At 68.9% G+C, this 8680-nt stretch carries 7 protein-coding genes; 4 read left to right on the forward strand and 3 right to left on the reverse strand.

Annotated elements, in window-relative coordinates:
- Positions 1–163: 163 nt before the first annotated feature.
- From EQG76_RS22950 to EQG76_RS32420, 3 genes are read right to left on the reverse strand one after another with little or no spacing between them, the layout of a single operon-like run.
- Positions 164–1258 (reverse strand): CobW family GTP-binding protein, encoded by a 1095-nt coding sequence (locus EQG76_RS22950; protein WP_159716636.1) that lies wholly within the window; start codon positions 1256–1258, stop codon positions 164–166.
- Positions 1259–1289: 31 nt separating this feature from the next.
- Entirely contained in the window at positions 1290–2585 is a 1296-nt protein-coding gene (gene eno / locus EQG76_RS22955; RefSeq protein WP_159716638.1) for a phosphopyruvate hydratase, read from the reverse strand.
- The gene (locus EQG76_RS32420; protein ID WP_159716640.1) at positions 2582–3604 is read right to left on the reverse strand and encodes a phosphotransferase family protein; all 1023 of its coding nucleotides are present in this window, start codon (positions 3602–3604) and stop codon (positions 2582–2584) included. Before EQG76_RS32420 ends, eno begins: the two co-directional genes overlap by 4 nt.
- A gap of 33 nt (positions 3605–3637) precedes the next feature.
- On the opposite strand from EQG76_RS32420, the gene EQG76_RS22965 reads away from it, so the two are divergent.
- From EQG76_RS22965 to EQG76_RS22980, 4 genes are all read left to right on the forward strand, one after another.
- Positions 3638–4576: an NAD(P)-dependent oxidoreductase gene (locus EQG76_RS22965; protein ID WP_159716642.1), complete on the forward strand. Its 939-nt coding sequence runs from the start codon at positions 3638–3640 to the stop codon at positions 4574–4576.
- 303 nt (positions 4577–4879) lie between these two features.
- Positions 4880–6934 carry a molybdopterin-containing oxidoreductase family protein gene (locus EQG76_RS22970; protein WP_159716644.1) on the forward strand — a complete coding sequence of 685 codons (2055 nt, stop codon included), beginning with the start codon at positions 4880–4882 and terminating at the stop codon, positions 6932–6934.
- A 149-nt stretch (positions 6935–7083) separates the two neighbouring features.
- The gene (coxB, locus tag EQG76_RS22975) at positions 7084–8058 is read left to right on the forward strand and encodes a cytochrome c oxidase subunit II (protein ID WP_235031520.1); all 975 of its coding nucleotides are present in this window, start codon (positions 7084–7086) and stop codon (positions 8056–8058) included.
- Positions 8055–8680, forward strand: a 626-nt coding sequence (locus EQG76_RS22980; RefSeq protein WP_200841046.1) for a cbb3-type cytochrome c oxidase subunit I, incomplete at its 3' end; no start/stop codon positions are given. The genes coxB and EQG76_RS22980, both read left to right, overlap by 4 nt.

Below are 8680 nucleotides of genomic sequence, written 5' to 3' on the forward strand. Positions count from 1 at the left end.
ACCGAAGCGGGCTCGGCCGGCTGGGTGGCGATCTCGGAACGGTCGCCCCACCAAACCCGGCCATCGCCCAGGGCCGCCGCCACCAGATCGCCCAGCGGCTGGATCGCAACGACCGGCGCCCCGACCGCCACGATCGAGGCGGGCAGACGCGGAGCTGCCGCCATCACTGGGTCACGCAGGCGGCGAACGCCGTCTCGAGAGCCGCCCGGTCGAGATGCCGGCCGATCAGCACCAGCCGGCTCCAGCGCGGCTCGCCGGCCTTCCATTCCCGCTGGAAGCCGCCGTCGCGGATCATGTGCACGCCCTGGATCACGAAGCGCTCGTCCCGGCCCTTCACATCCAGGATGCCCTTGTAGCGCAGGATGTTCGGCCCCTGCTCGGCCAGTACCTGGCCGAACCAGCGCTCGAACAGGTCCGGATTGATCGGCCTGTCCGCCTTCAGCGAGACCGAGCTGATCCCGGAATGGGCGATATGCTCGTCGTCGTGATGGTAGTGATGCTCGTGATCATGCCCATGGTCATGATCGTGATGATCATGGTCGTGATGGTCGTGGCCGCAGTCCGGGCCGCAGACGTGATCGTGGCCGTGATGATGGTGGTGATGGTCGTGCCCGTGCTCCAGGAAGGCCGGGTCGAGCTCCAGGATGCGCGACAGGTCGAACGCACCGCGATCGAGGATCTCGTCCAGCGCCACGTTGGAGTTGCGGGTCTCGTGGATCTTGGCGAAGCGGTTGATCCCGCGGATCGCCCGGCGCACCTCGGCCAGCTCCTCAGGGGTCACGAGGTCGGTCTTGTTCAAGAGGATCACGTCGGCGAACGCGATCTGGTCGACCGCCTCCTGGCTGTCATCGATCCGCTGGCGGACATGCTTGGCATCCACCACCGTCACCACCGCGTCCAGGCGCGACTTCTTTGCCACGTCCTCGTCGACGAAGAAGGTCTGGGCCACGGGTGCGGGATCGGCGAGACCGGTCGTCTCGATCACGATGCCGTCGAAGCGGTCGCGCCGCTTCATCAGCCCCTCGATCACCCGGATCAGGTCGCCGCGCACCGTGCAGCAGATGCAGCCATTGTTCATCTCGAACACCTCCTCGTCGCTCTCGACGAGCAGGTCGTTGTCGATGCCGATCTCTCCGAACTCGTTGACGATCACGGCGTATTTCTTGCCGTGGTCCTCGGTGAGGATCCGGTTGAGGAGCGTCGTCTTGCCGGCACCGAGATAGCCGGTGAGCACGGTGACGGGGGTCTGATCGCTCATGGAATGGCTCTTTTCCGCTGGTTCGCTGCCGTCACGCCGAATAGGCGGCCTTGCCCCGATAGGGCAGAGCGCCGGCAAAATCCGCCGCTTCGCCCAGTACCTCCTCGATCCGGATGCCCTCGTTCCACTTGGCCATCCGCTCGGAGCGGGTGAAGCTGCCGACCTTCAATTGAGGAACGCCCCAGCCGACCGCAAGATGCACGATCGTGACGTCCTCGCTCTCACCTGAGCGCGCCGAGACGATCGCGCCCATCCCGGCGGCCCTGGCGGCCTCCCAGGCCGCTTTGGTCTCGGTGAGCGTGCCACGCTGGTTGGGCTTCACCAGCACGGTGTCGCACAAACGCCCGGCCGCGGCATCGCGCACCCGCTCTGCGTCGGTCACCAGGAAGTCGTCGCCCACCACCTGGACCCTGCCGCCCAACTGCTCGGTGAAGGCCCTGAAGCCTTCGGAATCGTCCTCGGCCAGCGGGTCCTCCACCGACACGATCGGGTAGCGGCCGATCCAGCCGGCCAGCACTTCGATCATCCCGGCGGCATCCAGGTCGCGCCCGTCCCGCGCCAGCCGGTAGCGCCCGTTCTTGCCGAACTGGCTGGCCGCCACGTCCAGCGAGATCGCGACCTGCTTGTAGGGCCGGTAACCCGCCCGCTCGATCGCACGGGTGAGCATGCCTAGCGCATCCTCGTTGCCATCGAACAGCGGCCAGAAGCCGCCCTCGTCGGCCACGCCCGCCAGCTTGCCTGCATCCTTCATCAGGATGCCGGCGGCACGATAGACCTCCGCGGTCCATTCCAGCGCTTGTGCGAAGCTCGCAGCACCCGGGCAGACCACCATGAAATCCTGGATGTCGAGCCGCCCGGCCGCATGGGCACCACCGCCGAAGATCTGGATCTCGGGCAGCGGCAGCCGGCTGGCCGCCGCCCCGCCCAGCCAGCGCCAGAGCGGCACGCCCTCACTGGCCGCTGCCGCATGGGCCGCCGCCATCGACACCGCGATCGTGGCATTGCCGCCGAGCTTCTGCTTCTCCGGCGTGCCATCCAGCTCGATCAGAACCCGGTCGACCGCCGCTTGGTCGCGCACGTCGATGCCCAGCAGTGCGGTCCGGATCGGCCCGTTCACCGCGTCCACCGCCTGGCGCACATCCATGCCGCCAAACATCTGACCACCATCGCGGCGGTCCAGCGCCTCGCCGGAGCCGGTCGAGGCGCCGGCCGGCGCGATCGCCCGACCCAAGGCACCAGCTTCGGTGACGACATCGGCTTCCACGGTCGGCCGGCCACGGCTGTCCCAGACCCGCCGGGCGCGGATCTCCCTGATCTTCTGGCTCAAACGGCGGTCTCCTCGGCCCAGGCAGCACGGATGGTGGCCAGCCGGTCCGGCACATGCTGGAGGAAATGGCGGCCGACCTTGCGCACCTTCTCCCGGTCGTCCTGGCCGCGCAGATACTCGACCGGCGATTTGCCGTCGACCCGAGCCAGCAGCAGGCCGGGCAGCAGGGCCGCAGTCCGCTCCTCCAGCCGGTCGCGCCGCTCCCAGACGACGGCCGCCAGATAGGCCTCGGCCAGCGCGTCGAAGGCAGCCAGATAGGCGGCCGTATCGCGGCGCCGCCACAGGCATTTGAGCAGGAGGTGATTCAAGCAGAAGGCCAGGTCGAAGGCCGGATCGCCGTACCAGGCGCATTCCGCATCCAGGAATACCGGTCCGCGCGGCCCGATCAGGATGTTCTTCGGGCTGACATCGCCATGGACCAGGGCGATGCGGTTGGCCGCCGTGGTCCGCACCAGGTTGCGCAGCTGCCGCCCGAGATCAGGATGGACCTCGGCCGTGGCCAGCAGGTAGGGGGCCAGGCGGATCTCGTGGAAGATCTTGTCGGTGGCAAAGCGCTGCGCCACGTCCGGCCGGCGCGCGGTGCCGGCATGGATCGCCGCCAGCGTCGCCCCCACGGCACCGGCATGGTAGGCCAGGATCTGGCCGTCCATCAGCAGCCGCTTCCACAAGGGATGGTCGCGCGGCTCCAGATAGGCCATCACCAAGGCACCCAGGATCGCGTCCTGGTGCAGGAGCCTCGGCACGGCACGAGGCGCGAAGCGCCGCGCCTCCTCCATCCAGGCGGCCTCGTACGCGTTGCGCTCGACCGGGGCCTGCCAGTCCTGCGCCACCTTCAGCTTTTGCAGCGCCCGCTTCACCGCCACCGGCCCGTCTGGCAGCTCCACCCGCCAGATATCGGAACTGACACCGCCGGTCAGCGGGGCCATGCTCGGGTCCGGGCCGAACTCCAGCAGACCGGCCCGCCGCAGGACGGCCAGGATAGTGCCGTCGGCGGCGGGAGGTTTGGAAGGAGCGGCCATGCCTGATCTGTTGTCCGACCCGAGGTGAGCTCGATGCACGCGCTGCTCGTTTACCAGTCCGACCGCTGGCTCGATAGCCGGCTGGAGCAGCTACCCTTTCCGGTCGAGGCGGTCACCCCGGCCGACAAGCCGGGCGTGCTGGCCGCCATGGCAAGAACCGATGTGCTGCTCCATGCGCTGGACCCGGTGACCAAGGCGCATATCGAGGCCGGATCCAAGCTGAAGCTGATCCAGAAGATCGGCGTGGGCGTGAACACGATCGACCTGGAGACCGCGAAGTCGCGCGGGATCGCGGTGTGCAACATGCCCGGCACCAATACGGTCGCGGTGGCCGAGCAGGCCCTGCTCTTGATGCTCTCCGTGCTGCGCCGCGTGACCGTCCAGGACCGCGCGTCCCGCCAGGGCCAGGGCTGGTCGGACGAAATCCAGGCGGCCGGCGCCTATGGCGAGCTTGCCGGCCGCAGCGTGGGCTTCGTGGGCTTCGGCGCCGTACCCCGCCGTCTCGCCCCGATCATCGAGGCAATGGGCGGCAAGGTGCTGCGCTGGCACCGCTCGGACGCCGAAGGGCAGCCCGGCCAGCGCATCGAGGTCCTGGAAGACCTGTTCGCCCGGGCCGACATCATCTCCCTCCATCTCCCGCTCCTGCCCGACACGGCGAAGATCGTGAACGCCGACACGCTCGGCCATGTCCGCTCCGGCACGATCTTGGTCAACACCGCCCGCGGCGGCCTGATCGACGAACCGGCGCTCATCGCCGCCCTGGATGACGGCCGCCTCGCCGGCGCCGGCCTGGACGTGCTCACCACCGAACCCTTCGAGCCCGCCAACCCCCTCCTCGCCCGCGACGATGTCGTCCTGGCCCCGCACAGCGCCTGGCTCACCCGCGAAACCTGGGACCGCTCGCTCGCGGTGATCGTGGAGAATGTGCGGCGGGTCGAGAGCGGGGAGCCGCTGCTGCACCGGGTCGTGTGACCACACCGTTCCGTGTCCAGTCCGGCCAGTAGATCCCCCGCCCGCGCGGGGGATGACAAGGAGCGGCAGGGGCCACGTCCAGCCCTCTCATGTTCATGTCATCCCCCGGCTTGACCGGGGGATCAACCGCATGAGAACCTGAGCAGTCGCTCCCGGAGACACCCTGGGATCACGCACCACAATACCTGTTTTGCACAAACGAACCCGAGAACCCCGGGCGCATCAATCACTTGAACTTTTTCTACAAGCACGACCTATCAGCCGGATCTTGAACCGTTCCAGCCGCCGGCCCATCCTGGCCGCATGAGCGAGATCCTGCCCTCCACCTGCCCCCATGACTGCCCCTCCGTCTGCGCGCTTGACATCGAGCGCCGCGACGACGGCACCATGGGCAAGGTGCGCGGCTCTTCCCGGATCGGCTACACCGCCGGCACGCTCTGCGTGAAGGTCAGCCGCTATGCCGAGCGCTACCACCACCCGGACCGGCTGGGCTTCCCGCTCCTGCGCACCGGGCCCAAGGGCAGCGGCCAGTTCACCCGGATCGGCTGGGACGAGGCGCTGGACCGGGTGGCCGAGGGGCTCTTGGCCGCCGAGCGCCGCCACGGGCCGGAAGCGGTCTGGCCGTATTTCTATGCCGGCACCATGGGCTATGTGCAGCGCGACGGCATCGAGCGGCTGCGCCACGTCAAGAAGTACAGCCGGCAGAAGAGCACGTTCTGCGTCACCCTCTCCGACACGGGCTGGCGGGCCGGCTATGGCAAGCGCTGGGGCGTCTCGCCGGTGGAAGCCGGCGAACATGCCGATCTCTGGCTGATCTGGGGCACCAACCCGGTCAACACCCACGTCAACATGATGAACCACGTGTCCAAGGCCCGTAAGCGCGGCGCCAAGGTGATCGTGGTCGACGTGTACCGGACCGGCACCGCCGAGATCGCAGACATCCACCTGGCACCCAGGCCTGGCACGGACGGGGCGCTGGCCTGCGGCATCGCCCATGTCCTGTTCGCCGAAGGCTTTGCCGATCAGGCCTATCTCGCCCGCTTCGCCGACCTGCCCTACGAGCGCCTGGCCGACCATTTCGCCAGCCTGACGCCGGAATGGGCAGAAAGCATCTGCGGCGTGCCGGCCGAGCGGATCCGCGAGGTGGCCCGGCTCTACGGCCAGGCGCGCGCTTCGTACCTGCGGGTCGGCTACGGCTTCACCCGGCAGAAGAACGGCTCGGCCGCGATGCATGCCGTGTCCTGCCTGCCGGTGATCACCGGCGCTTGGCAGCACCAGGGCGGCGGTGCCCTCTACTCAATGGGCGACATCTACGGCCTGGACAAGACGCTGATCGAGGGCCTGGACGTCATGGACCCGACGGTCCGGATCCTCGACCAGTCTCGGATCGGCCCGATCCTGAACGGCGACCGCCGCGACCTGGGCGACGGACCGCCCATCACTGCCTTGTTCATCCAGAACACCAACCCGGCGATCGTGGCCCCGGAGAGTGCGCTGGTCCGCCAGGGCTTTATGCGCGACGACCTGTTCACCGTGGTCCACGAGCAGTTCATGACCGACACGGCGAAGCTCGCCGACATCGTCCTGCCGGCCACCATGTTCGTCGAGCATGACGACCTCTACACCGCAAGTGCGCACGCCAACATCCAGGTCACCCGCAAGCTGTTCGAGCCCTTCCGGGAGTGCCGCAGCAACCATCGGGTGCTGGCGGAGATCGCACAGCGGGTCGCGGCCGAGCACCGGGGCTTTGGCATGACCGAGTGGGAGCTGATCGACGACATGCTCCAGCGCTCGGGCTATCCGGCTGCCCAGGAGATTCTCGATCGGGGCGGCTACGACGTCCTGGCCGACCGCTATGACGGCCATTTCCGCAATGGGTTTCCCACCCCGGACGGCCGCTTCCGCTTCGCCCCGCCCTGGCACGAGCTGGGCGAGCGCCACCAGACCATGCCGAAGCTGCCCGACCACCAGCAGGCGATCGAGGAAACCGACGCGGAGCACCCGTTCCGCCTGGTGGCCGCACCCGCCCGGCAGTTCCTGAACTCGAGCTTCACCGAGATGGCGAGCGGCCGGGTCCGCGAGGTCCGCCCGACCGCTCTGCTCCACCCGGAGACGATGGCGGCCCTCGCCTTGGCCGACGGCGATCCGGTCCGGGTCGGCAACCGCCGCGGCGTCGTCACCGTCCATGCCAAGGCGCGCCCTGCCCAGCATCCGGGCACGGTGGTGATCGAGGGGATCTGGCCGAAGGACGGGTTCGCCGACGGCACCTGCGTCAACACCCTGATCTCCGCCGAGCCCGGCTTCCCCAATGGTGGCGGCGCCTTTCACGACACCGCCGTCTGGGTCCGTGCCGCCTGAGCGGATGGTGCCGCCGCGCATCGGCTCGCTGTAAATTGTCGGCCCCAGGCGGCACGCGTGGAACAAAGCCGAGGCTCGGCCGTTCGCTCGATCGGGTGCGTGCGCGGAGGACGGATGCAGCAGGTTGATGCCGCCCGGCTCTGCCCGGCATGAGTCGCGTCCGGCCGCCGCCCGCGGCCGCCATCCTCGGCATGCTGGCGCTCACCGCCTGCACCGGCCCCCAATCCGCGCTCGACCCAGCCGGCGAGGACGCCGCCGGCATCGCCGCCTTGTTCTGGCAGATGCTGGCCGGGGCCGCCGTGATCTGGTGCCTGGTGCTGGGCGGCTCGGTGTTGGCAAGCTGGCGGGGCCGCAGCCTGTGGCAGGTGGCCACCGCATTGAAGGTGATCCTCTGGGCCGGCGCCGTCTTCCCGACCGTGGTGCTGGCCGGCCTCCTGGTCCACGGCCTGCGCCTGATGCCGGCGCTCCGCGCCACCGAGAGCGACCTGCGCATCGAGGTGGTGGGCGAGCGGTTCTGGTGGCGGGTCATCTATCATCGCGATGGCGCCCCGCCGGTCGTCAGCGCCAACGAGATCCGCCTGCCGGCCGGCGCCACGGTCGAGTTCATCCTGTCCAGCCCCGACGTGATCCATTCCTTCTGGATCCCGCCGCTCGGCGGCAAGACCGACATGATCCCCGGCCGCACCACGCGCCATGTCCTTCGCCCGACCCGGCCCGGCGTCTATCGCGGCGCCTGCGCCGAGTTCTGCGGCGCCTCACACGCCCTGATGGCGCTCACCGCCCAGGTGATGGAGCCCGAGGACTTTGCCAGCTGGCTGGAAGCCGAGGCCGGCCCGGCCGCCGTCACCGCCGGTCCCGGCCCGGACGCCTTCCTGCGCCATGGCTGTGCCGCCTGCCACACCGTGCGCGGCACGCCGGCCAATGCCGCGATCGGCCCGGACCTCACCCATCTGGGCAGCCGGCACACGGTGGGCGCGGGCATCCTCGCAAACGGCCCGGCCGCGATCGCCCGCTTCATCGCCCATGCCGACACGCTTAAGCCGGAGATCCGGATGCCGTCCTACGCCATGCTGCCGGAAACCGAGCTCCGGCTACTGGCCGACTGGCTGGCGAGCCTGCGATGAGCGAGGCACCGGACCAAGCCCTGCTCGCCGCCCAGGAGGACCGCCTGCGCCGGGTCTGGGAAACGCCCGGGGGCTGGCGCTACTGGTCCGCGGTTAACAACACCGAGGTCGGCGTCTGGTACACCGCCGCCTCGTTCTTCTTCTTCCTGTTCGCAGGCGTGCTGGCCCTGATTATGCGCAGCCAGCTGGCGGTGCCCGACAACGACCTGGTCTCGCCCGGCCTTTACAACCAGCTCTTCACCCTGCACGGCACGATGATGATGTTCCTGTTCGCCGTGCCGATCTTCGAGGCGGTGGCGATCCTGATCCTGCCGCAGATGCTGGCCGCCCGCGACCTGCCCTTCCCGCGCCTGTCCGCCTTCGGCTTCTGGTGCTTTTTGATCGGCGGCGTGTTCGTCGCGGGCTCGATCTTCTTCAACGCAGCACCCGACGGCGGCTGGTTCATGTACCCGCCGCTCACCACCAACCCCGAATATTCGGGCATCGGCGCCGACATCTGGCTCCTCGGCCTGTCCTTCATCGAGGTCGCCTCGATCGCGGCGGCCGTCGAGCTGATCGTGGGCGTCCTGAAATGCCGTCCACCGGGCATGCGGATCAACCTGATCCCGCTCTACTGCTGGTA

Source organism: Geminicoccus flavidas (assembly GCF_009806515.1).
Taxonomy (GTDB): Bacteria; Pseudomonadota; Alphaproteobacteria; order Geminicoccales; family Geminicoccaceae; genus Geminicoccus; species Geminicoccus flavidus.